This window comes from Kitasatospora sp. NPDC091207 (genome assembly GCF_044768625.1).
Taxonomy (GTDB): domain Bacteria; phylum Actinomycetota; class Actinomycetes; order Streptomycetales; family Streptomycetaceae; genus Kitasatospora.
Genome location: NZ_JBIVVS010000031.1, coordinates 50,120 through 72,000 on the forward strand (window position 1 = coordinate 50,120; position 21,881 = coordinate 72,000).

Here is a 21,881-nt window from a genome sequence, read left to right on the forward strand (position 1 = left end):
CCTTTGTCCGGCTCGCACGGTGGTGCGGTGTTCACTGGTGCGGTGGGTGCTGCGCGTTGTGGTGCTGCGGGGGCATCCTTTCACGCCCCTCGCGCCGGTACCATTGCACAAACCGGGGCGCCGGTCCGGAATCAGCGGCGCCGCGCGGGTGTTCGGGATCGGATGGACCCCGAGTCGGGGGCCGCCCCGCATCTCACCGAAGGACGACAGCCGTGACGACTGCCGCTGAGCGCAAGACCGCCGACTTCTGGTTCGACCCGGCCTGTCCCTGGGCCTGGATGACGTCCCGCTGGCTGATCGAGGTCCAGCGGCTGCGTCCGGTGGACGTGAACTGGCACGTGATGAGCCTGTCCGTGCTGAACGAGCACCGCGACCTCCCGCAGGACTACCGGGAGCTGCTGGACAGCGCCTGGGGCCCGGTCCGGGTCTGCGTCGCCGCCGCCCAGCAGCACGGCGACGAGGTGCTCGGCCGCCTCTACACCGAGCTGGGCACCCGTTTCCACAACCAGGGCCTGCCCCGGACCCGGGAGACCGTCGAGGCGGCGCTGGTCGCGGCGGGCCTGCCGGCCGAGCTGGCGGACGCCGCCGACACGGACGCGTACGACGAGGCCCTGCGGGCCTCGCACAAGGAGGGCATCACCCTGGTCGGCGAGGACGTCGGGACCCCGGTGATCGCGGTCGAGGGCGCGGACGGCGAGCGGGTGGCCTTCTTCGGCCCGGTGGTCACCCCGGCCCCGCGCGGTGAGGCCGCCGCCCGCCTCTGGGACGGCACCCTGCTGGTCGCGTCGACCCCGGGCTTCTACGAGATCAAGCGCACCCGCACCGCAGGCCCGTCCTTCGAGTAGCGGCCGCCGCGCGCCTGCCTGCGGGCGGACGCGCGAGAGGGGCCCGGTACCGAGGCGGTACCGGGCCCCTCTCGCGTGCCTCAGCGGGCGGCGGCGGCGTCCCGGCGCTGCTTGAGCAGGCCGGCCCCGACGAGCAGCGCGACGAGCACGCCGGCCGCGTACAGCTGCTGCCGGTTGCCCTCGGTGGTGGTCATCAGGGCCAGGATGCCGACCACGGCGGCCATCGCGACCCAGGTCAGGTACGGGAAGCCCCACATCCGGACGGTGAGCAGCTCGGGCGACTCGCGCTCCAGCCGGCGGCGCATCCGCAGCTGGACGACGCAGATGAAGAACCAGACCACCAGGATGGCGACGCCGGTGGTGTTCATCAGCCAGGTGAAGACGGTGTCCGGCCAGAACTTGGAGGCCAGGACCGCGCCGAAGCCGAACAGGCAGGAGGCGACCACGGCCGGCCGCGGCACCCCGCCGCTGACCTTGGCCAGCGCCTTCGGTCCCTGGCCGCGGGAGACCAGCGAGTACGCCATCCGGGAGGAGCCGTAGATGTTGGCGTTCATCGCGGAGAGCAGGGCGATCAGCACCACGGCCTCCATGATGGTTCCCGCGCCGGGCACGCCCAGGTGCTGGAGGACGGTCACGTAGGGGCCGTTCTCGACGACCGACGGGTCCTTCCAGGAGACCAGGGTGACGACCAGGGCCATCGAGCCGATGTAGAAGATCGCGATCCGCCAGACCGCCGTGCGCACCGCGTTGGCGACGTTGCGCTTGGGGTCGTCGGACTCGGCGGCGGCGATGGTGACGGTCTCCAGACCGCCGTAGGCGAAGACCGAGGCGAGCAGGCCGACGATCAGCCCGCTGACGCCGGTGGGCAGGAAGCCGCCCTGGCCGGTGAGGTTCTCTGTGCCGGGGGCGCCGGGGCCGAGCACCCCGGCGACGCCGAGCGTGCCGAGCACCAGGAAGGCGATGATCGCGGCGACCTTGATGGTGGCGAACCAGAACTCGAACTCGCCGAAGTTCTTCACCGCGGTGAGGTTGCTGGCGCAGAAGAAGACCATGAAGAGGCCGACCCAGACCCAGGCGGAGACGCCGGGGATCCAGCCGTTGACGATCTTTCCGGCGGCGGTGGCCTCGGCGGCGACGCCGCAGCAGAGCATCACCCAGTACATCCAGCCGGCGGTGATCCCGGCCCACGGGCCGACCTCCTTCTCGGCGTGCACCGAGAAGGAGCCGGACGCCGGACGGGCCGCCGACATCTCGCCGAGCATGCGCATGATCAGCATGACCAGCAGGCCGGAGAGCGTGAACGCCAGGATGATGGCGGGCCCGGCCGCCGCGATGCCCGCCCCGGAGCCGACGAAGAGGCCGGCGCCGATGACCCCGCCGAGCGCGATCATCGAGAGGTGGCGCTGCTTCAGGCCGTGGGTGAGCTGCTGCCCGCCGGCCGGCGCGTCGGAGGCGGAGGTCGTCCCGGGCGCCGAGGGCGCGGAGGTACGGGCCATGAGGTGGGGATCCAGACTGTTCGGAATGCGGTGCGAGTTGCCCAATATCCGGGGGCGCCACTGTCCATGCCAAGAATGACGGGGCCGGGCCCACGATGCGGACCGGATCGTGACGGGAAATGGCCGGAATGGTCACATTCCGTGGTGATGGGTGGGGCGGATCCGACAATGACCGGCGCCGGGGCTTTGTCCGGTTCCCTGACGGTGCCGACGGCGATCACCGCGTAGGTTCACAGGTGTTCACTCACCTGATCATCAGCACCACCCGGTCCTGATCGCCGGAACCCACGCCCACCCGATCGTCCGACTCGCCCGATCACCCGATCGCCGACCGTCCCCGTGCGGAGGAAACCCCCGATGGCCACTGCCAGCACCCCGACTGCCAGCACCCCGATACTGAGCCGCGGCGTCCTCGCCGACCTGCTGCCCGCCGCGTCCGGCCGGTTCGGCGCCCAGACCCGCGACCTCGCCCTGGTGACCGGCGGCGCCGCCCTCACCGGCCTGGCCGCCCAGTTCTCGGTCAACGTCGCCGGCTCCCCGGTGCCCGTCACCGGCCAGACCTTCGCCGCCCTGCTGGTCGGCACCGCGCTCGGCGCCCGCCGCGGCATCGCCTCGCTCGGCCTCTACCTGCTGGCCGGCATGGCGGGCCTGCCCTGGTTCGCCGAGGGTGCCTCCGGCTGGTCGATGCCCACGCTCGGCTACATGATCGGCTTCGTCCTCGCGGCCGCCCTCACCGGCGCGCTGGCCCGCCGGGGCGCCGACCGGAGCCCGCTGAACACCGCCGCCACGATGGCCCTCGGCACCGCCGCCATCTACGCCGTCGGCGTGCCCTACCTCGCCTTCTCGCTGGGCGTCCCGCTGGCCCGCGCCGCCGAGCTGGGTCTCTACCCCTACCTGGTCGGCGACGCGCTGAAGGCCGTCCTGGCGGCCGGCGCCCTCCCGCTCGCCTGGAAGCTGCTCGGAAAGCGCTGAGCGGGCGCCTCCGCGGACCTCGGCCCCGCCCGGGGCCCGGCGCCGCCGGGCCCCGGCTCGCTCGGCCGTGCCCCCTGCGCGGCCCCGCCGCACACGCATGCCACACTCATGGGCATGCGCGTGTACCTCGGCTCGGACCATGCCGGATACGAACTGAAGAACCACCTCGTGGAGTGGCTCAAGGAGGCCGGCCACGAGCCGGTCGACTGCGGGCCGCACATCTACGACGCGGCCGACGACTACCCGCCGTTCTGCCTGCGCGCCGCCGAGCGCACCGCGGCGGACCCGGAGGCACTGGGCGTCGTGATCGGCGGTTCGGGCAACGGCGAGGCGATCGCCGCCAACAAGGTCAAGGGCGTCCGTGCCGCGCTGGCCTGGAGCGAGCAGACCGCCTCGCTCGGCCGCGAGCACAACAACGCCAACGTGATCTCCGTCGGCGGCCGGATGCACACCCAGGAGGAGGCGACCCGCTTCGTCGAGGTCTTCCTCAACACCCCGTACAGCGGCGACGACCGGCACACCCGCCGGATCACGATGCTGAGCGAGTACGAGACCACGGGCGAGCTCCCGCCCATCCCGGCCCACCACCCGCAGGGCTGACCCACCCCTTCCGACCGCCTCCGCCGGCCGGCCGCGCTCCCCGGCGCGGCCGGCCGGCGCGCTTGTCGGCAGCCGCGCCGCCCGATGTCGCCCTGTGTGATCGGCCACAGAGCCCGCTCCGCCCGGCCGGCGCGCGGACGACCCCGCACACGGGGCGCGTGCGCGGCCCGCGTGGTTCGTACGCCCAACCGGCGCACGCCTCCTGACGAAGCGGCCGACGACCGCCGCAATCGGCCGAAACCCGCTGACGCGCCAGCGCCACGGCGGCGCCGCCCGCGCCCGAGCCGTCGACGCCGACCCGTGCCGGTGGATATGGTCGGTCCCCATGGCTGGCAGACCGCCGGGCGAACCGCCCCAGACGACTGCGACGAGGCCCGGCGCCGCCACGGTGCCCGACCCCGTGACGGCCCGGTTGCGCAAGAAGCTCCGCCGGGTCCGCCGAAGGCTGCGCACCGCCGGTGTCGACTACTTCCGCGGCGGCGCCGCCGACTGGCCGGTGCTCTGCGTGCTGGCCCTGCTGGTCCCGCTGCTGATCCTGCTCAACATCTGGATCCCGGCCTGGGCCCCGCCCACCTCCCTGGTCCTGCCCATCCTGGCCGCCGCGCTGCTGCTGCGCCCCGGCAGCCTGGTGGTGCTCTACGCGCTCGCCGCGCTCGGGCTGTCCGCCGAGTCCGTGATCCACACCGGCCAGCGGGTCGCCAGCGCCGACCCGGACGCCTACACCTACGGCGTCACCCCCGGCGCCGCCCTGGTGGTCGGCGCGGCCGGGGTCGGCGGTCTGCTGCTGGCCCAGTTCCGCAGCCGGGTCGGGGTCCCCTGGTGGGGCGGCTCCACCATGCTGTTCGACCTGCGCGAGCGGCTGCGGGTGCAGAGCCGTGTCCCGGAGCTGCCGGACGGCTGGCACGCCGACATGGCGCTGCGCCCGGCCGGCGGGCAGTCCTTCTCCGGGGACTTCGTGGTCGCCGCCCGGACCGGGCCCGCCCAGCGGGTGCTGGAGGTGGTCCTGGCGGACGTCTCCGGCAAGGGCATGGACGCCGGCTCACGGGCCCTGCTGCTCTCCGGGGCCTTCGGCGGCCTGGTCGGCTCGCTGCCCGCGCACGACTTCCTGCCCGCCGCCAACGGCTACCTGCTCCGCCAGTCCTGGGAGGAGGGCTTCGCCACCGCCGTCCACCTGGTCCTCGACCTGGACACCGGGGAGTACGAACTGCTCTCGGCCGGCCACCTGCCCGGGATGCAACGGCTCGCGGGCGCCGGGCGCTGGGAGATGAAGGAGAGCACCGAGGGCCCGCTGCTCGGCATCTACGACGGTGCCAAGTTCGAGGGTGTGCGCGGCCGGCTGAACCGCGGCGACGTCCTGATGCTCTGCACCGACGGCATGGTCGAGGCGCCCGGCCGGGACCTCTCGGACGGGATGGACCGGCTGATGGGCGAGGCCGACCGGCTGGTCCCCGGCGGTGGTCCCGGCGCCGGGGCGGGTGCCGCCGCCCGGCTGATCGAGACGGTCGCCCGGGACATCAACGACGACCGCGCCGTCCTGCTGCTCTGGCGCGACTGACCCCGCGCGTCCGGGCCGGGCCGCCGTGCCCGCCGGATCCACCGGCCCGCTCGCCGGGCCGTTTCCGCCGGTGAGCGGGCGGGCGGCTGCCCGGCACATGCCGCGGGCAGCTGCTGTCAAGCCGGGGAGCTGATCTTCGGCCATTTCCGACCCGCCGTCACCGGAGCGGACCAGCCCGTTCCGGTCCGCCCCGCCGGGTGTTTCCCGGCCGCTCAGCGGCGCCCCGCCGACGATTCGTCAGAACGGCTCCGCTATCGTCTCGGTCGGCGGAAACTCGTCTCGCATCGCAGGATATCGGCGTTCGGCTGACAGTCAGACCTTTACGCAATCGGCACGTTCGACCACACTGAGTCCGGGCGGGACTGGTCAGGATTCGGGGGATGGGGGCGCCACATGCGGCACGACGGACACCGTCCGGCCGTACCGGACTCTCCTTCCGGCCGCGACACGTCGGACGAACTGCCGTTCCGCCTCGGGACCGTCGGACAGGCCGGGGTCCGGCTTCGCAGGGGCTGTCAGCCGATGGCGCCCCGCTATGAAACGAGGAAGTGAGTCCGGGTGGCACTCTCCGTCTCCGCACTGGTCCTGTTCGGCGTCATCTGCTTCATCTTCATCCGCAACAAGCAACTGAAGGTCGGGCACGCGATCCTGGCCGCGCTGTTCGGCTTCATGCTCAACCAGAGCACGGCGGCCAAGCCGATCCAGGACTTCCTGAGCCAGATCGCCAAGAGCATCTCCAACATCGCCAGCTGACCCGCGGCGGCCTCGGTCGAGGCCCGGGGGCGTTCAGCGGGGGAGGGGGCCGGCCGCCCGGGTCACCGGTCGGCCCGTCTGGCCTGCCGCCAGCGGGCGAAGAACCCCCGGGCCCGGGCGGCCGCCGGGGCCCGCGGCCGCGGTGCCGCGGGCGCCGCGGCGTTCGTCGGCGCGGTCGTCACCGACGCCGCGTCCGGGGCTGTCAGCAGCACGAACAGCCGTGCCCAGCAGAGCCGTTCGCCGCGCGGCCAGTCCAGCGCGCGCAGCGCCGCCGAGGCGGCCTCCGACACCTCGCCGTTGACCCGGACCTCGGCGACGTCGTCCCCCGCCTTGCCGCCGAGGAAGAGCTTCACCCCGTTCAGGTGCCGCCCGGTCAGCTCCGGCAGCAGCGCGGGCGCCAGCGCGGGCAGCACCCGGTGCTCCGCCAGCCAGCCGGCCAGCCGCTCGTTGCCGAAGCCGAACACCGCCGCGGGCCCCTGGACGGCGTGCCAGCCCGGCAGTTCCGGGTGATCGGCGTGGTCGGCGTGCTCGCCGCGGCGCTCCCGCAGCTCGACCAGGACCGCGGCGGTGGTGGTCGCCCACATCCGGACCGCGTTGTCGAGCTTCTCCTCCTCGGTCTTGCCGAGGCCGGCCGCGCAGTCCCACACCACGGGCGCGTCCGCGTGGCCCAGCCGGAACACGAAGCCCAGGTCGACGTGGCCGGCGCCGTCGATGCCGGGGTGCTCCCGGACGGCCACCGCCGTGGTGCCCGGACCGCGCACCACCTCGCCGTCGGCGGTGAACTCCTGCCCGAAGCGTGCCATTTCCCGGACCACAGAGCGCTGAATGACGGCCAGTCGGTCCTGGGGACGCACCGGACACTCCTCCACCTTCGGGTTCGCAGCGTTCTCGAACTGCTCTCGAACTGCTTTCGAACGCCGCCGAGGCTATCGGCCCGGGGCCCCGCCGGGAAACCGATGCGGGCTGCGGGCCGCCGAAGCGGGCTCGGCTCTCCGGTCGCAGAATTGTCCTTTATGCACCATTTTGGGTAGCGGTAACCGTAGGCCATCGCTCGGAGAGCCGCATGCCCCGCACCGACCTGACGCCCGCCCCGTCGCCGCTCGCCCCGGACGGCGGCCTGGTCGCGGAGATCGAGGCGTACCTCGCCTCGCTGCCCGCTCCGGCGCGCACTCCGGCGGCGCATCCCCGGCCGCCGTACGTCTGCCCGTTGGGATCGACGCCGCAGCCGTGGCACGCCGGCCACCCGCTGCCCCGGGCCACCCTGCTGGACCGGGTGCTGCGCCGGCCCGCCCGCCCGGTGCCGGTGAGCGCCGCCGACCACCTGCGGCTCGCCTCCCGCTACATCGGCGCGGTCGGCTGGCTGCAAGGCGCGATGTGGGACGGCGCCGGCCGGGTCTGCCTGCTCGGCGCCCAGGCCGCCGTCCTGGCCCACGGCTACGGCACCCCGGCCACCGTGCGGACCGCCCGGGTCCAGCTGATGGAGGTGCTGCACGCCACCGGCCGGCCGGCGGCCTCCCCGGACGAGTACAACGACCGGCCCACCACCCGGCAGGCCGACGTCCACCAGCTGCTCGACCGCGCCGCGGCCCGGGCCGGCCGGCTCGGCCTCTGACGAGCGGTCCGGAAACGGAACGGCCCCGGAACGACGGTGTCGTTCCGGGGCCGGACAGGTGGAGCGGGTGACGAGAATCGAACTCGCGTGACTAGTTTGGAAGACTAGGGCTCTACCATTGAGCTACACCCGCGTGATCCTCCGGCCGTCGCCGGACGGAAGGTCGGGAACAGCGTACCTGGTCCGGTCGGCCACGCGCACACCACATTCGTTCTCGGGCCCTCGGAGATGTCGCCGACCGGGCAGGGCCCGGCGTGTACGCTTCCTCTCGGCACCACGGGGTGTGGCGCAGTTTGGTAGCGCGTCCGCTTTGGGAGCGGAAGGCCGTCGGTTCGAATCCGGTCACCCCGACAGTGCGGCAGGGTCTCGTCCTCGGCGGGGCCCTGTTGGCGTTTCCGGGGGTCCGCGGGTACCGCTCGGCGGTCCGCGGGCGTCGGCGAGGCCCCGTCGCGGGCGTCGGAGCCGGACTCCTGTTGTGGTTTCCGGGTCCGGTCCGGCATGGTGAATGGTTGACATTTCACCAAATGCTGGAGCCCGGATGAGCCCGATGAGGATGAACCCCAAGATCGCGGTCGGAGTCGTCTTCGTCGCCTCGCTGTTCATGTCGATCATGGACACCACGATCGTGAACGTCGCCCTGCCCGCGATCGGCCGCGAGTTCGGCACCGATCCGGCCGGGGTCGGCGTGATCAACGTCGGCTACCTGGTCAGCCTGGCCGTCTTCGTCCCGCTCTCCGGCTGGCTGGGGGACCGCTTCGGCACCCGGCGGGTCTTCCTCGTCTCGCTCGCCCTCTTCACCCTCGCCTCGCTGCTCTGCGGCGCGGCCGGCTCGATGACCTCGCTCACCCTCTACCGGATCTTCCAGGGCGCGGCCGGTGGCCTGCTCACCCCGGTCGGGATGACCATGCTCTTCCGGGCCTTCCCGCAGGAGGAGCGGATGCGGGCGACCCGCATCCTGATGCTGCCCACCGCCGTCGCGCCGGCCGCCGGCCCGGTCCTCGGCGGCTGGCTGGTGGACGGCTGGTCCTGGCACTGGGTCTTCATCGTCAACGTGCCGGTCGGCATCGCCGCACTGGTCTTCGGGCTGCTCGCGCTGCCCGACTACCGCGCCGAACGGGCCGGCCGGTTCGACGCGGCCGGGTTCCTGCTCTCCGCCGTCGGCTTCGGCGCCGCGATGTACGCGCTCTCCGAGGGCGCGTCGCAGGGCTGGGGGAGCGCGCGGATCGTGGTCTCGGCACTCGTCGGCGCACTCGCGCTGGCGGCCCTGGTGGTCGTCGAGCTGCGCCGCCCCGAGCCGATGCTCGACCTGCGGCTCTTCCGGGACCGCATCTTCCGCACCACCAACCTGCTCTCGCTCTTCTCCGGCGCCGCCTTCCTCGGCATGCTCTACCTCTTCCCGCTGCTGATGCAGGACGCGCTCGGCATGGACGCCCTGCACAGCGGTCTGATGGTCTTCCCCGAGGCGCTCGGGGTGATGCTCGCCTCCCAGATCGCGAGCCGCCTCTACCCGAGGATCGGCCCGCGCCGGATCCTGGTCGCCGGCGCCACCGTGGTCGCCTGCTGCCTGGCCCTGATGGCCACGATCGGGCCGGACAGCAACCTGTGGGCGGTGCGCGCCCTGATGTTCGTCACCGGCTACGCGATGTCGCACGTCTTCATGCCCTCGCAGACCGCCGCCTTCGCCACCATCAGCGCGCGCGACACCGGCGCCGCCTCCACCCTCTACAACGCGCAGCGCCAGCTCGGCTCGGCGCTCGGGGTCGCGGTGCTCGGTACCGTGCTGACCGCCGTGGGGGCCTTCACCGTGAACGCCTCGGGTACGCCCGTGGCGAACCTCACCGCCTACCGGGCGGCCTTCCTCACCGCCGCCGGCCTGGCCCTGGTGGCGGCCGCGATCGCCTTGCTGGTACGGGATTCCGACGCCGCCGCCACCATGCGCGCGGTACCGGTGGGGGGTACCGCCGACAGGGCGGCCGAGCCCGTCGGGGAGCCGGCCGGGAAGGGCTGAGCGACCGCTGACGGCAGTGTCCTGGCGTCCGCCTTTCGTGGTACCGGTAGGATGGGGCGCTGGCGGTAGTCCCTGTGGCGTCAACCCAGGTCAACCGCACGAGGGCGAGGAGTCACGCTCACCGTCCACCCCCCACGGGAGATGCAGCTCCAACCGCCCATCGCCCGTCTCGCCCGACCCGCCAGCACCGGCCCCGGCCGGTATCGACGGGGAGGGCGGAGGCAACCTGACCGCAAGCCCATAGGAGACCAAACCGTGAAGAGCGCCGTCGAGACTCTGAACCCGACCCGGGTTCGACTCACCGTCGAGGTGCCCTTCGAGGAGCTCAAGCCCAGCCTCGACGCGGCGTACAAGAAGATCAACCAGCAGGTCTCGGTCCCGGGCTTCCGCAAGGGCAAGATCCCGAACCGTGTCATCGACCAGCGTTTCGGTCGTGGCGCCGTGCTGGAGGAGGCCGTCAACGACGCCCTCCCGCGCTTCTACACGCAGGCCGTCGACGAGGGCAAGATCGAGGTCCTCGGCCAGCCCGACATCACCAACATCGAGGGTGTCGAGACGATCGCCGACGGCGGTGACCTGAAGTTCACCGCCGAGGTCGACATTCGTCCCGAGATCACCCTGCCGGACTTCTCGACCATCGAGGTCACCGTCGACCCGATCGTGGTCACCGACGAGGACATCGACAAGTCGCTGGAGCAGCTGCGCGAGCGCTTCTCCTCGGTCAAGGACGTCGAGCGCGCCGCGACCGCCGCCGACATCGTGGTCGTCGACCTCGAGGCCAAGGTCGACGGCGAGGTGCCGGAGGACGGCATCGCCAAGGGCGTCAGCTACGAGATCGGCTCCGGCCGTCTGATCGACGGCATCGACGACGCCGTCGTCGGCCTGGAGGCCGGTGGCACCGCCACCTTCTCCACCGAGCTCAAGGGCGGCACCCAGGCGGGCAAGACCTCCGAGGTCACCGTCACCGTCACCGCCGTCCAGGAGAAGGAGCTCCCCGAGCTGGACGACGAGTTCGCCCAGCTGGCCAGCGAGTTCGACTCGCTGGAGGAGCTGCGCGCCGACTCCCGCAAGCGCCTCGAGCGCATGAAGGAGTACGACCAGGCCACCCAGGCCCAGGAGAAGGTGCTCGACGCGCTGCTGGCGCTGGTCGAGATCGAGTTCCCGGAGAAGCTCCTCAAGGACGAGATCGAGACCCGCAAGCACAACCTGGAGCACCACCAGCTGGAGCCGATGGGCCTCAACCTCGCGTCCTACCTGGAGACCCAGGGCAAGACCGAGGAGGAGTTCCTCGCGGAGACCGAGGACCAGGCGAAGAAGGGCATCAAGACCCAGTTCGTCCTGGACCAGATCGTCGCCGACGAGGAGCTGGGCGTCGACCAGCAGGAGCTCACCGAGCACCTCATCCGCCGCGCCGCCGGCTCGGGCCTGACCCCGGACCAGTTCGCGCAGCAGGTCGTCCAGGGTGGCCAGGTGCCGCTGCTGGTCGGCGAGGTCGCTCGCGGCAAGGCGCTGGCCACCGTGGTCGAGGCCGCCAAGGTCCTCGACACCGAGGGCAACGAGATCAACTTCGACGACGACGAGGCCGACGAGTCGGCCGAGACCGTCGCCGCCGAGGCCCCGGCCGCCGAGGCCGAGGAGAAGACCGAGGCCTGATCGCCCCGGTCGCGCTGACGCAGCAGCGGGCCCGGACGCCGTACGAGGCGTCCGGGCCCGCCGCTTTTCCCCGGCCTGGGGGCCGCCGCGTTCCCCGGCCCGTCCGGGCCGGTCCCCGGGCCCGCGCGGTGAACCCTGCGCTCACAGCGAACAGTTCTGCGTGAGGGATTCTGCGGCCCGGCCTGCGCGTTAGGGTCCTTGGACAGCAACAATCACACCGTGATACCCGGAAGCTGTGCGACACCGTGAGGGCCGTCGAACGGCCCTCCAAATCGACTGAGCAGGTGGCTAAGTGACGTTCCCGCAGATGCAGATGCCTAGCCCGATGGCGCCGCACGCCGCCTCTGGTGACGTGCTCGGCGGCCTGGGCGACCAGGTCTACAACCGGCTGCTCAACGAGCGGATCATCTTCCTCGGCCAGCAGGTCGACGACGACATCGCCAACAAGATCACCGCCCAGCTGCTCCTGCTGGCCGCGGACCCGGACAAGGACATCTTCCTCTACATCAACTCTCCGGGCGGCTCGATCTCGGCCGGCATGGCGATCTACGACACCATGCAGTACATCAAGAACGACGTCGTCACCATCGCCATGGGCATGGCCGCCTCGATGGGGCAGTTCCTGCTGACCGCCGGCGCCAAGGGCAAGCGCTTCTCGCTGCCGAACGCCAACATCCTGATGCACCAGCCCTCCGCCGGTCTCGGCGGTTCGGCCACCGACATCCGCATCCAGGCGGAGCAGCTGCTCCGCACCAAGAAGCGGATGTCCGAGCTGATCGCCTTCCACAGCGGCCAGTCCTTCGAGCAGATCACCGCGGACTCCGACCGCGACCGCTGGTTCACGCCCGAGGAGGCCCTGGAGTACGGCCTGATCGACGCGATCATGCACAGCGCCGCGGACGTCCCCGGCGGCGGCGGCACGGGCGCCTGAGCCTCGGCCCCGGCTCCACGAGACCACAGCCACAACGCTCCGGAGGACTAGAACCCCCATGAACATCCCCAGCCTGTCCAGCGCCAAGGCACGCGTCGAGGACATGCGCGCCGAGGGCCGCTACATCGTCCCGCGCTTCGTCGAGCGCACCTCGCAGGGCATCCGCGAGTACGACCCGTACGCCAAGCTGTTCGAGGAGCGCATCATCTTCCTCGGCTCGCAGGTCGACGACGTCTCCGCGAACGACATCATGGCCCAGCTGCTCTGCCTGGAGTCGATGGACCCGGACCGCGAGATCCAGATGTACATCAACTCGCCCGGCGGATCGTTCACGGCCCTGACGGCCATCTACGACACCATGCAGTACGTGAAGCCGGACATCACCACCGTCTGCATGGGCCAGGCGGCCTCCGCCGCGGCCGTGCTGCTCGCGGCCGGCACCCCCGGCAAGCGGATGGCGCTGCCGAACGCCCGCATCCTGATCCACCAGCCGTACACCGAGACCGGCCGCGGTCAGGTCTCCGACCTGGAGATCCAGGCCCGGGAGATCTTCCGGATGCGCGAGCAGCTGGAGGAGATGCTCTCCAAGCACTCCAACAAGTCGGTGGAGCAGGTCCGCGACGACATCGAGCGCGACAAGATCCTGACCGCCGAGGAGGCCGTCGAGTACGGTCTGGTCGACCTCGTCATCTCCACCCGCAAGGCCTCGCTGACCTCCTGAGGCCGGCACTCTCCCGCCCTTGCCCCCGGCAGGCGGGACGGAGTTCCCGGGCGGGGCGCGCCAGCTGTCGCGCGCCCCGCCCCCGGCGCATCGGCGGTACGACCGCCGGCATCTGTTCGGTATCAATTCGCCCAGGGCGTAGGGCAGACCTGGCGAAGAGGACGGAATCAGCGGCCCGGCAGAGTACCGTCGGATAGCGAGACCGATCGCCGTCGGCGTAGACGGTCCACAGCACCAGGCCCCGGAACCCCCGCGGGGCCCCTGGCGAAGGGGAAGCACCTCGTGGCACGCATCGGAGACGGTGGCGACCTGCTCAAGTGCTCGTTCTGCGGCAAGTCGCAGAAGCAGGTGAAGAAGCTGATCGCCGGCCCAGGCGTGTACATCTGCGACGAGTGCATCGACCTGTGCAACGAGATCATCGAGGAGGAGCTCGCCGAGACCTCCGAGGTGCGTTTCGAGGAGCTCCCGAAGCCGCGCGAGATCTACGAGTTCCTGGACCAGTACGTGGTCGGCCAGGACCTCGCCAAGAAGGCGCTGTCGGTGGCGGTCTACAACCACTACAAGCGCGTGCAGGCGGGCGAGGCCGGCCGCAGCGGCGGCAACGGCCGTGAGGACGCCATCGAGCTGGCGAAGTCCAACATCCTGCTGCTCGGCCCGACGGGCTCCGGCAAGACGCTGCTGGCGCAGACGCTGGCCCGGATGCTGAACGTGCCCTTCGCCATCGCCGACGCCACCGCGCTGACCGAGGCGGGGTACGTCGGCGAGGACGTCGAGAACATCCTGCTGAAGCTGATCCAGGCGGCCGACTACGACGTCAAGAAGGCCGAGACCGGGATCATCTACATCGATGAGATCGACAAGGTCGCCCGCAAGAGCGAGAACCCGTCGATCACCCGGGACGTCTCCGGCGAGGGCGTGCAGCAGGCGCTGCTGAAGATCCTGGAGGGCACCACCGCGTCGGTGCCGCCGCAGGGCGGTCGCAAGCACCCGCACCAGGAGTTCATCCAGATCGACACCACCAACGTGCTGTTCATCGTGGGTGGCGCGTTCGCCGGTCTGGAGCGGATCATCGAGGGCCGCGCGGGTGCCAAGGGCATCGGCTTCGGCGCGAACATCCGGTCCAAGCGGGAGCAGGACGCCAGCGACCACTTCCGTCAGGTGATGCCGGAGGACCTGGTCAAGTTCGGCATGATCCCGGAGTTCATCGGCCGCCTCCCGGTGATCACCAGCGTGCACAACCTCGACCGCGAGGCGCTGCTGCAGATCCTCACCGAGCCGAAGAACGCGCTGGTCAAGCAGTACCGCAAGCTCTTCGAACTGGACGGCGTCGAGCTGGAGTTCTCCCGCGACGCGCTGGAGGCCATCGCCGACCAGGCGATCCTGCGCGGCACCGGAGCGCGCGGTCTGCGGGCCATCATGGAGGAGGTGCTGATGTCCGTGATGTACGAGGTGCCCTCGCGTCAGGACGTCGCCCGCGTGGTGGTGACCGGGGACGTCGTCTCCAAGCACGCGATCCCCACGCTCGTCCCGCGCGACATGATCAAGCGGGAGCGGCGCGACAAGAGCGCCTGACCTCCCGCCGGAAAGGGCCCCCGGAGACCGTCGGTCGGTCTCCGGGGGCCCTTCGTCGTCAGGGGCGCGGGGGTGCCCGCTACTTCGGCACCTCGGCGACCGCGCGCAGGTCGCGGGCGTCGGCGGCCAGCTTCTCCAGGTCCGGCGCCTTGCCCTCCTCCGGTGCCTGCATCAGCAGCACCAGGGTGCTGTTGTCGGCCCAGGCGCAGATGCCGAGGTCGCTGCCGGACTGGGTGGCCTTGGCGCACTCCATGGTGCCGCCCTTCGAGCCGGCGTCGACCGCGTGCCGGTCGGTGACGGTGGGGCCGCCGGACGAGAAGCCCTTGAACATGGCGTCCAGCTCCTGCTTGGGGAGCAGCACCTTGCCGTAGCCGCCGACCACGATGAGCTGCGGCTCCTGCGCCGAGTCCTGGTAGACGGCGCTGACGCCGGTCGGGTTCCAGGCGCCGTCGCCCTTGCCGAACTCGGAGGTGATCTCCTTCTCCATCGCCTGGGCGATCTCGTTGTCGTCGTCCTTGGTGAGGTCCTTGAACGCGGTCGGCAGGACGATCTTCTGGGTGCCGGCGTTGGAGGTCACGTCGAAGACGAAGTACGCGAGGCCGCCACCGATCAGCGCCAGCACGCCGACGAACACGCCCAGCAGGATCCAGAGCGTCTTGCGGGACTTGCGCGGCGGCACCGGGGCGTACGCGCCGTAGCCCGGGTAACCGGCCTGGCCGTCCGCCGGCGGGTAGCCGGGCGGCGCGGCCTGCGGCGGGACGGCGCCCCAGGCCGGGGCGGCGGGCGGCGGCGGGGGAGTCGCGCCGTAGCCGGGCTGCTGGGGCGGCACGGGAGCACCGCCGTACGGCTCTCCGGCGGGCGGCGGCGGGGTGCCGTAGGGGTTCTGGTCGGTCACGGTGGCCCTTTCTTGGGACGGGAGGGACGGCGGACGTGGCGCACTCCCACCCGGGGCCGGGTGGCAGATGGGAACGGTGGGCGGGTTACTTGGCGACGACCATGGCGGAGCGGATCGCCCGGGTCTTCTCGGCGGCCTGGGCCGGGGTGAGCGGCGTCTGGGCGGTGCCGGTGAGGCTGGACTTCAGGAAGGAGACCCGGGCCGTGGTCGACTTGTCGGCCCAGACGCAGACGGTGGACTGCGACTTGCCACCGAGCACGCCGTAGACGCCGCAGGAGAGCTTGGCCGAGGAGTTGTGGCTGTCCTGGGCCGGGAACTCGGCCAGCGGAGTGGTCCAGCTGCCGCCCTCGCCGGGCTTCTTGGAGTCCTCCATGATCTTGTCCGGGTCGTCGAGCACCCCGTAGACGCCGATCACGCTGATGGTGTCCAGCGGGTCGGCGCCCTTGGCGTAGCTGGCGATCAGCACGTGGAGGTCCTTGCCGAGCTTGGAGGTATCGGCCTTGCTCGGGTCGGCCGCCTGCTCCTTGGCCGACTTCTGGGTGTAGCCGTCCGGCAGCGACTGGGCGGCAGTGATCTTGTAGGCGCCGCCGGTGTCCCCGCCGAGCACCTTGTAGAGGCCGAAGCCGCCGCCGCCCAGCACCAGGGCGCCGATCACCAGGCCGATCACCAGCCCGGCCCTGCCCTTCTTCGGCGGCGGCGCCGCCGGGTAGCCGGGCGCGCCGTACGGGGCCTGCGGCGGCACCGCGCCGTAGGGCGGCTGCGGGGCGCCGTACGGGGCCTGCGGCTGGGGCGCGCCGTACTGCGGCGCCGGTGCCCCCTGCTGCGGGTAGCCGTACTGCTGCGGCGGCTGGCCGTAGGGCGGTTGGGCCCCGTAGGGCGGCTGCGGCTGCGGCGCGCCGTAGGGCTGCGGTGCCCCGTACGGCTGCGGCTGACCCTGCGGATACTGCTGACCCTGGCCGTACATCTGTTGTGCTCCCCCGCCGCACCCGCGGCCTGTTGTGATCCGAAGTCGTCCGTACCCGCATCAAGGGCCGGACGAGTGTGCGGGCACGTTATCGCACGGGGCCGACGGCCGTCCGGGCCGGGCGCACGGGGGCCCGGACCGAAAGCGGTTCGTAACCCACGTCCGCAGGTACGTAAACTGTGCGTCGTGACCGACACCACGAACCAGCGCCCCGCGAACACTCACGCAGGGGACGACGCAGCCACCCTCCCGACGACCTACGCTCCGGCGGACGTAGAGGGCGAGCTGTACGAGCGCTGGGTAGAGCGCGGTTACTTCACGGCCGACGCGAAGAGTGACAAGCCCCCGTACACCATCGTCATCCCGCCGCCGAACGTCACCGGTGCGCTGCACCTGGGCCACGCCTTCCAGCACACGCTGATGGACGCGCTGACCCGCCGCAAGCGCATGCAGGGCTTCGAGACGCTCTGGCTGCCCGGCATGGACCACGCCGGCATCGCCACCCAGAACAAGGTGGAGCAGCAGCTCGCGGAGTCCGGTCTCTCCCGGCACGACCTGGGCCGGGAGGCCTTCGTCGAGAAGGTCTGGGAGTGGAAGGAGAACTACGGCGGCAGGATCCTCGGCCAGATGCGCCGCCTCGGCGACGGCGTGGACTGGTCCCGCGAGCGCTTCACCATGGACGAGGGCCTCTCCCAGGCTGTCCAGACCATCTTCAAGCGCCTCTTCGACGACGGTCTGATCTACCGGGCCGAGCGCATCATCAACTGGTGCCCGCGCTGCCTCACCGCGCTCTCCGACATCGAGGTGGAGCACGAGGAGGTCCCCGGCGAGCTGGTCTCGATCCGCTACGGGGACGGCGAGGACTCGATCGTCGTCGCCACGACCCGCGCCGAGACGATGCTGGGCGACACCGCGGTCGCCGTCCACCCGGAGGACGAGCGCTACCGGCACCTGATCGGCCGGACCATCAAGCTGCCGCTGACGGACCGGGAGATCCCGGTCGTCGCCGACGAGCACGTCGACCCGGAGTTCGGCACCGGCGCCGTCAAGGTGACCCCGGCGCACGACCCGAACGACTTCGCCATCGGGCAGCGCCACAACCTGCCGAACCTGAGCGTCATGGACGAGCGCGGCGCGATCACCGTGCACGGCCCCTTCCTCGGCCTGGACCGGCTGGAGGCACGCTCGGCCGTGGTCGGCGCGCTGCGCGAGCAGGGCCGGATCGTCGCCGAGAAGCGCCCGTACATGCACGCCGTCGGCCACTGCTCGCGCTGCCACACCGTGGTCGAGCCGCGCCTGTCGCTGCAGTGGTGGGTCAAGGTCGCCCCGCTCGCCCAGGCCGCCGGCGACGCCGTCCGGGACGGCAAGGTGGAGATCCACCCGAAGGAGCTGGAGCGCCGCTACTTCGACTGGGTCGACAACATGTACGACTGGTGCATCTCGCGCCAGCTCTGGTGGGGTCACCGGATCCCGGTCTGGTACGGCCCGGACGGCGAGGTCGTCTGCGTCGGCCCCGACGAGCAGCCGCCGACCGGCGAGGGCTGGCACCAGGACCCGGACGTCCTGGACACCTGGTTCTCCTCCGGCCTCTGGCCCTTCTCCACCCTCGGCTGGCCGGAGCGGACCCAGGACCTGGAGAAGTTCTACTCGACCGACGTCCTGGTCACCGGCCACGACATCATCTTCTTCTGGGTCGCCCGGATGATGATGTTCGGCCTGTACGCGATGGACGGTCAGGCGCCGTTCAAGACCGTCGCCCTGACCGGCCTGGTCCGCGACGAGTTCGGCAAGAAGATGTCGAAGTCCTCCGGCACCGCCGTGGACCCGCTGGACTGGATGGACGCCTACGGCGCCGACGCCGTCCGCTTCACCCTGGCCCGCGGCGCGAACCCCGGCGCCGACGTGCCGATCGGCGAGGACTGGGTCAAGGGCTCGCGCAACTTCTGCAACAAGCTCTGGAACGCGACCCGTTTCGCGCTGATGAACGGTGCCACCGTCGAGGGCCCGCTCCCCGCGCCGCAGGAGCTGACCGCGGTCGACCGCTGGATCCTGTCGCGGTTGAACGCCACCGTCGCCGAGGTGGACGCGCTGTACGACGACTACGAGTTCGCCAAGGTCTCGGACACGCTCTACCACTTCGCCTGGGACGAGGTGTTCGACTGGTACGTCGAGCTCTCCAAGACCACCCTCGCCAAGGGCGGCGCGCAGGCCGACGCCTCCCGCCGGGTCCTGGGCGAGGTCCTGGACGTCACGCTGCGGTTGCTCCACCCGATCGTCCCGTTCGTCACCGACACCCTGTGGACCACGCTCACCGGCGCCGAGTCGCTGGTGGTCACCGCGTGGCCCGAGGACAGCGGCTTCCGGGACACCGCGGCCGAGGCCGAGGTCGCCACGCTCCAGCAGGTGGTCACCGAGGTCCGCCGGTTCCGCTCGGACCAGGGCCTGCAGCCCGCGCAGAAGGTCCCGGCCCAGCTGGACCTCGCCGGTACCGTGCTCGCCGTCCACGAGGACGCGATCCGCTCGCTGCTGCGCCTGACCGCGCCCGAGGAGGGCTTCGCGGCCACCGCCTCGCTCCCGGTCGGCGGCGCCACGGTGGCGCTGGACCTCTCCGGCACCATCGACGTCGCGGCTGAGCGCAAGCGACTGGCCAAGGACCTCGCGGTCGCCGAGAAGGAGAAGGTCCAGACCACCGCCAAGCTCGGCAACGAGGCGTTCCTCGCCAAGGCGCCGGACGACGTGGTCGCCAAGATCCGGGGCCGTCAGGAGGCCGCCGAGGCCGACATCGCCCGGATCACCGCTCAGCTCGCGGCGCTGCCGCAGGCCTGATCCGGCCGACGGGCCCGGCCCGTCGAGGGCTCGCCAGGGGCCGCATCCCGCCGACGCGGGGTGCGGCCCCTCGGCCTTTCCCCGGCCGGTTCGCGGCCACCCTCACCCGGTTCGCGGCCTTCTCGCGGTCGTCACGCGGCCTTCGCGCCGGCCGGACGCGGAAATGGGCCCTCTAATAGCCCAGTGCCATTGCGCTGTTCCGGCGAATATTCATCCTGGACCGGGTGAAGTCCTATTCCGCCCGAATTCATTCCGGTCTTGCCCGCGCGGGTTCGCGGAAGTTTGCAGGTCGGATGTGTACGGTGTGCACGGAGTTTCGCTGAGCCGACGACCGAGGAGGGCATGGCGTGGTGGTGACCGAGAGGTTGGCCGACGAACTGCCGATGGAAGCGGTCCAGGAGGCCAAGGCTGGGGCGGCGACCCTGCTGCTGGCGTTCCGGCACGGCAACCAGCTCGCGTTCGACCACGCGCTGGACCGGCTCTTCGCGGAGCACGCGGAGCGCGAGGTGACCACCCTGCTGGCCTGGATCGCCGCCGAGGCGGTCCGCAAGGCGTACGCGCCCGAGGTGGGCGACAGGGTGCTGCACGCGATGGTCCGGCGCGCCCCGGCCGATTCCGGCGCGGTGGCGGTGGACGAGGAGACCGCCGACGCGGCCCGGCTGATCGAGGCCGTGGCGGCCGGCGAGGTGGCCGAGGTGCGCGGCCTGGTGGCCGCCACCGCCGACACCACCTTCCTGCTCGGCGGCCTGCTCCAGGGCATCGCGATGATGCTGCCGCTGCTGCCCGAGGGCGAGCTGGCCGAGATCACCGCGGAGCTGCGTCGCCGGCACTGCGGCCCGTGCCCGGAGATCCCGGAGGCCCGGGCCGGGGTCTGACCCCGGCCCGGGCCCGTGCGCCGGCGCCCGACGCGCTCTACGGCATCGCGTGCAGGTGCGAGCCGACGGTGCCGGCGATCCCGCCGCCGGCCTTGGCGTCCCAGTTGGTCGACCAGGTCATCGCCCCGCCGATGCCGGGCCACGTGGTGTCGGGCTTGAAGCTCCCGCAGTTGGTGCCGGCGGCCAGGCAGTCCAGGGCGTTGTTGACCACGCCCGGGCTGACGTAACCGCCGCCCGCCGCGCTGGTGGAGGCCGGGACCCCGAGCCCGACCTGGTCGGGCCGCAGCCCGCCCTTGAGCTGGATGCAGGCCAGCGCGGTCAGGAAGTTCACGCTGCCCTGGGAGTAGACCTGGCCGTCGCAGCCGAGCATCGCGCCGGAGTTGTAGTACTGCATGTTGACGATGGTGAGGATGTCCTTCACGTTCAGCGCCAGCTTGAAGTACTCCATCCCGGTCGACTGCATGTCGATGGTCTGCGGCGCCATGGTGAGGACGAACCCGCTGCCCGCCTTCGCCGCCAGCGCGTGCAGGGCCTGGCCCATGTAGGTGGCGTTGACGCCGTTCTCCAGGTCGATGTCGATCCCGTCGAAGCCGTAGTTCTGCAGCAGCGTCCAGGCCGTGTTGGCGAAGGTGGTGGCCGAGGCGGAACTGTTCACCGAGACGGTGCCGTTCTGGCCGCCGACCGAGAGCACCACCTTCTTGCCGGCCGCCCGCTTGGCCGCGATGTCGGCCTTGAACTGGGCGTCGGTGTAGCCGCCGAGCTTGGCCGACAGCGCCGGGTCCAGGGTGAAGCCCAGCCCGCCGGGTGTGCCGGTGGCGTCGGCGAAGGAGACCGCGATGATGTCGTAGGCGGCCGGGACGTCGCTGATCCGCTGCACGGTGGCGGTGTTGTCGAAGTTCTGCCAGTAGCCGGTGAGCAGGTGCTTGGGCAGGCCGGGCCGGGTCGGGGTGACGGTCGGGGTGACCGTCGGGGTGACCGTCGGGGTCGCGGTGGGGGTCGGGGTCGGGGTCGCGGTGGGGGTGGCCGTCCCGGTGGGGGTGGGCTTCGGGTCGCCCGGTCCGATCAGTGAGACGTCGTCGGCCAGGTAGGAGGGCTGGCCGTACCAGCCGTGCAGGTAGACCGTGACGCTGGTGGTGTTGGCCCCGGTGGTGAAGGTGGTGGAGAGCTTGGCCCAGCTCGCCGAGTTGGTCCAGGTGCCGGGATCCGTGCCGCCGGTGCCGCGGGCCCCGAGGTAGACGTAGGAGCCCTGCACCCAGGAGCTCAGGGTGTACGTCGACGAGGGCTTCACGGTGACGGTCTGGGTGCACTCGCCGGTGTCGCTCGCGCCCGGGGTGGCGCGCAGCGCGTACGCGCCGGAGTGGACGGTGCCGGTCTCCGGGGTGCCGCCGGAGGGACAGGTCCAGCCGCCGAGGTGGTCGGCGGCCTCGAAGCCGCCGTTGTCGATCAGGTCGACGTCGGCGGTCGCCGCGCTGGACGTGCTGGTGGCGACGACCAGGCCGCTCAGGCCCAGGGCGATCGCCGAGGCCCCGGCGAGCAGCGTGTGGACGGCGCGGGCGCGCCGGTGTCGGGCAGGTGGCATGACTCCATCTCCTGTGGGGGGAGA

The 21,881-nt window shown here is 71.7% G+C and carries 18 protein-coding genes and 2 tRNA genes; 14 read left to right on the forward strand and 6 right to left on the reverse strand.

The window, feature by feature from the left end; all coding sequences use genetic code 11:
- The first annotated feature begins 212 nt into the window (after positions 1-212).
- Positions 213-845, forward strand: a complete 633-nt coding sequence (locus ACIQTO_RS33645) for a disulfide bond formation protein DsbA (protein WP_380576291.1) — start codon at positions 213-215, stop codon at positions 843-845.
- An 80-nt stretch (positions 846-925) separates the two neighbouring features.
- On the opposite strand, the gene ACIQTO_RS33650 is transcribed toward ACIQTO_RS33645, so the two are convergent.
- A complete protein-coding gene (locus ACIQTO_RS33650; protein WP_402396217.1) occupies positions 926-2,341 on the reverse strand; it encodes an amino acid permease in 1,416 nt (471 codons plus the stop codon).
- 357 nt (positions 2,342-2,698) lie between these two features.
- On the opposite strand from ACIQTO_RS33650, the gene ACIQTO_RS33655 reads away from it, so the two are divergent.
- The 4 genes from ACIQTO_RS33655 to ACIQTO_RS33670 all read left to right on the forward strand — a co-directional run bounded on the left by ACIQTO_RS33655 (position 2,699) and on the right by ACIQTO_RS33670 (position 6,221).
- Positions 2,699-3,313 (forward strand): biotin transporter BioY, encoded by a 615-nt coding sequence (locus tag ACIQTO_RS33655; RefSeq protein WP_402396220.1) that lies wholly within the window; start codon positions 2,699-2,701, stop codon positions 3,311-3,313.
- A gap of 114 nt (positions 3,314-3,427) precedes the next feature.
- Positions 3,428-3,913: a ribose-5-phosphate isomerase gene (locus ACIQTO_RS33660; protein WP_402396223.1), complete on the forward strand. Its 486-nt coding sequence runs from the start codon at positions 3,428-3,430 to the stop codon at positions 3,911-3,913.
- A 325-nt stretch (positions 3,914-4,238) separates the two neighbouring features.
- A complete protein-coding gene (locus tag ACIQTO_RS33665) occupies positions 4,239-5,468 on the forward strand; it encodes a PP2C family protein-serine/threonine phosphatase (RefSeq protein WP_402396225.1) in 1,230 nt (409 codons plus the stop codon).
- Between the two features lie 558 nt (positions 5,469-6,026).
- A complete protein-coding gene (locus tag ACIQTO_RS33670; protein WP_329487645.1) occupies positions 6,027-6,221 on the forward strand; it encodes a hypothetical protein in 195 nt (64 codons plus the stop codon).
- Between the two features lie 62 nt (positions 6,222-6,283).
- Here the strand turns inward: ACIQTO_RS33670 and ACIQTO_RS33675 are convergent, their stop codons facing one another.
- A complete protein-coding gene (locus tag ACIQTO_RS33675; protein ID WP_402396228.1) occupies positions 6,284-7,024 on the reverse strand; it encodes a DUF6348 family protein in 741 nt (246 codons plus the stop codon).
- Between the two features lie 260 nt (positions 7,025-7,284).
- Between ACIQTO_RS33675 and ACIQTO_RS33680 the strand changes: the two genes are divergently transcribed.
- A complete protein-coding gene (locus ACIQTO_RS33680; RefSeq protein ID WP_402396231.1) occupies positions 7,285-7,833 on the forward strand; it encodes a hypothetical protein in 549 nt (182 codons plus the stop codon).
- 59 nt (positions 7,834-7,892) lie between these two features.
- Here ACIQTO_RS33680 and ACIQTO_RS33685 read toward each other — a convergent pair.
- Positions 7,893-7,966, reverse strand: a tRNA-Gly gene (locus ACIQTO_RS33685).
- A 144-nt stretch (positions 7,967-8,110) separates the two neighbouring features.
- Here ACIQTO_RS33685 and ACIQTO_RS33690 point away from each other — a divergent pair.
- The 6 genes from ACIQTO_RS33690 (at position 8,111) to clpX (ending at position 14,718) form a co-directional block, all read left to right on the forward strand.
- Positions 8,111-8,184 (forward strand) — tRNA-Pro (locus ACIQTO_RS33690).
- Between the two features lie 187 nt (positions 8,185-8,371).
- On the forward strand, positions 8,372-9,841 hold the full coding sequence (locus tag ACIQTO_RS33695; RefSeq protein WP_402396234.1) for an MDR family MFS transporter: 1,470 nt from the start codon (positions 8,372-8,374) through the stop codon (positions 9,839-9,841).
- 255 nt (positions 9,842-10,096) lie between these two features.
- Positions 10,097-11,494, forward strand: a complete 1,398-nt coding sequence (gene tig / locus ACIQTO_RS33700) for a trigger factor (protein ID WP_402396237.1) — start codon at positions 10,097-10,099, stop codon at positions 11,492-11,494.
- A gap of 313 nt (positions 11,495-11,807) precedes the next feature.
- Positions 11,808-12,425, forward strand: a complete 618-nt coding sequence (locus tag ACIQTO_RS33705) for an ATP-dependent Clp protease proteolytic subunit (protein ID WP_402396272.1) — start codon at positions 11,808-11,810, stop codon at positions 12,423-12,425.
- Between the two features lie 58 nt (positions 12,426-12,483).
- Positions 12,484-13,146, forward strand: a complete 663-nt coding sequence (locus ACIQTO_RS33710; RefSeq protein WP_327676905.1) for an ATP-dependent Clp protease proteolytic subunit — start codon at positions 12,484-12,486, stop codon at positions 13,144-13,146.
- Positions 13,147-13,428: 282 nt separating this feature from the next.
- The gene (clpX, locus tag ACIQTO_RS33715) at positions 13,429-14,718 is read left to right on the forward strand and encodes an ATP-dependent Clp protease ATP-binding subunit ClpX (protein WP_030397392.1); all 1,290 of its coding nucleotides are present in this window, start codon (positions 13,429-13,431) and stop codon (positions 14,716-14,718) included.
- Between the two features lie 79 nt (positions 14,719-14,797).
- Here clpX and ACIQTO_RS33720 read toward each other — a convergent pair whose 3' ends face one another.
- Positions 14,798-15,613, reverse strand: a complete 816-nt coding sequence (locus ACIQTO_RS33720; RefSeq protein ID WP_402396240.1) for a hypothetical protein — start codon at positions 15,611-15,613, stop codon at positions 14,798-14,800.
- Positions 15,614-15,698: 85 nt separating this feature from the next.
- A complete protein-coding gene (locus tag ACIQTO_RS33725) occupies positions 15,699-16,577 on the reverse strand; it encodes a hypothetical protein (RefSeq protein ID WP_402396243.1) in 879 nt (292 codons plus the stop codon).
- 186 nt (positions 16,578-16,763) lie between these two features.
- On the opposite strand from ACIQTO_RS33725, the gene ACIQTO_RS33730 reads away from it, so the two are divergent.
- Both ACIQTO_RS33730 and ACIQTO_RS33735 read left to right on the forward strand, forming a co-directional pair.
- Positions 16,764-19,403 (forward strand): valine--tRNA ligase, encoded by a 2,640-nt coding sequence (locus ACIQTO_RS33730; protein WP_402396245.1) that lies wholly within the window; start codon positions 16,764-16,766, stop codon positions 19,401-19,403.
- 347 nt (positions 19,404-19,750) lie between these two features.
- The gene (locus tag ACIQTO_RS33735) at positions 19,751-20,278 is read left to right on the forward strand and encodes a hypothetical protein (protein ID WP_402396247.1); all 528 of its coding nucleotides are present in this window, start codon (positions 19,751-19,753) and stop codon (positions 20,276-20,278) included.
- A gap of 37 nt (positions 20,279-20,315) precedes the next feature.
- On the opposite strand, the gene ACIQTO_RS33740 is transcribed toward ACIQTO_RS33735, so the two are convergent.
- Positions 20,316-21,857: a chitinase gene (locus tag ACIQTO_RS33740; RefSeq protein WP_402396249.1), complete on the reverse strand. Its 1,542-nt coding sequence runs from the start codon at positions 21,855-21,857 to the stop codon at positions 20,316-20,318.
- Between the last annotated feature and the right edge of the window lie 24 nt (positions 21,858-21,881).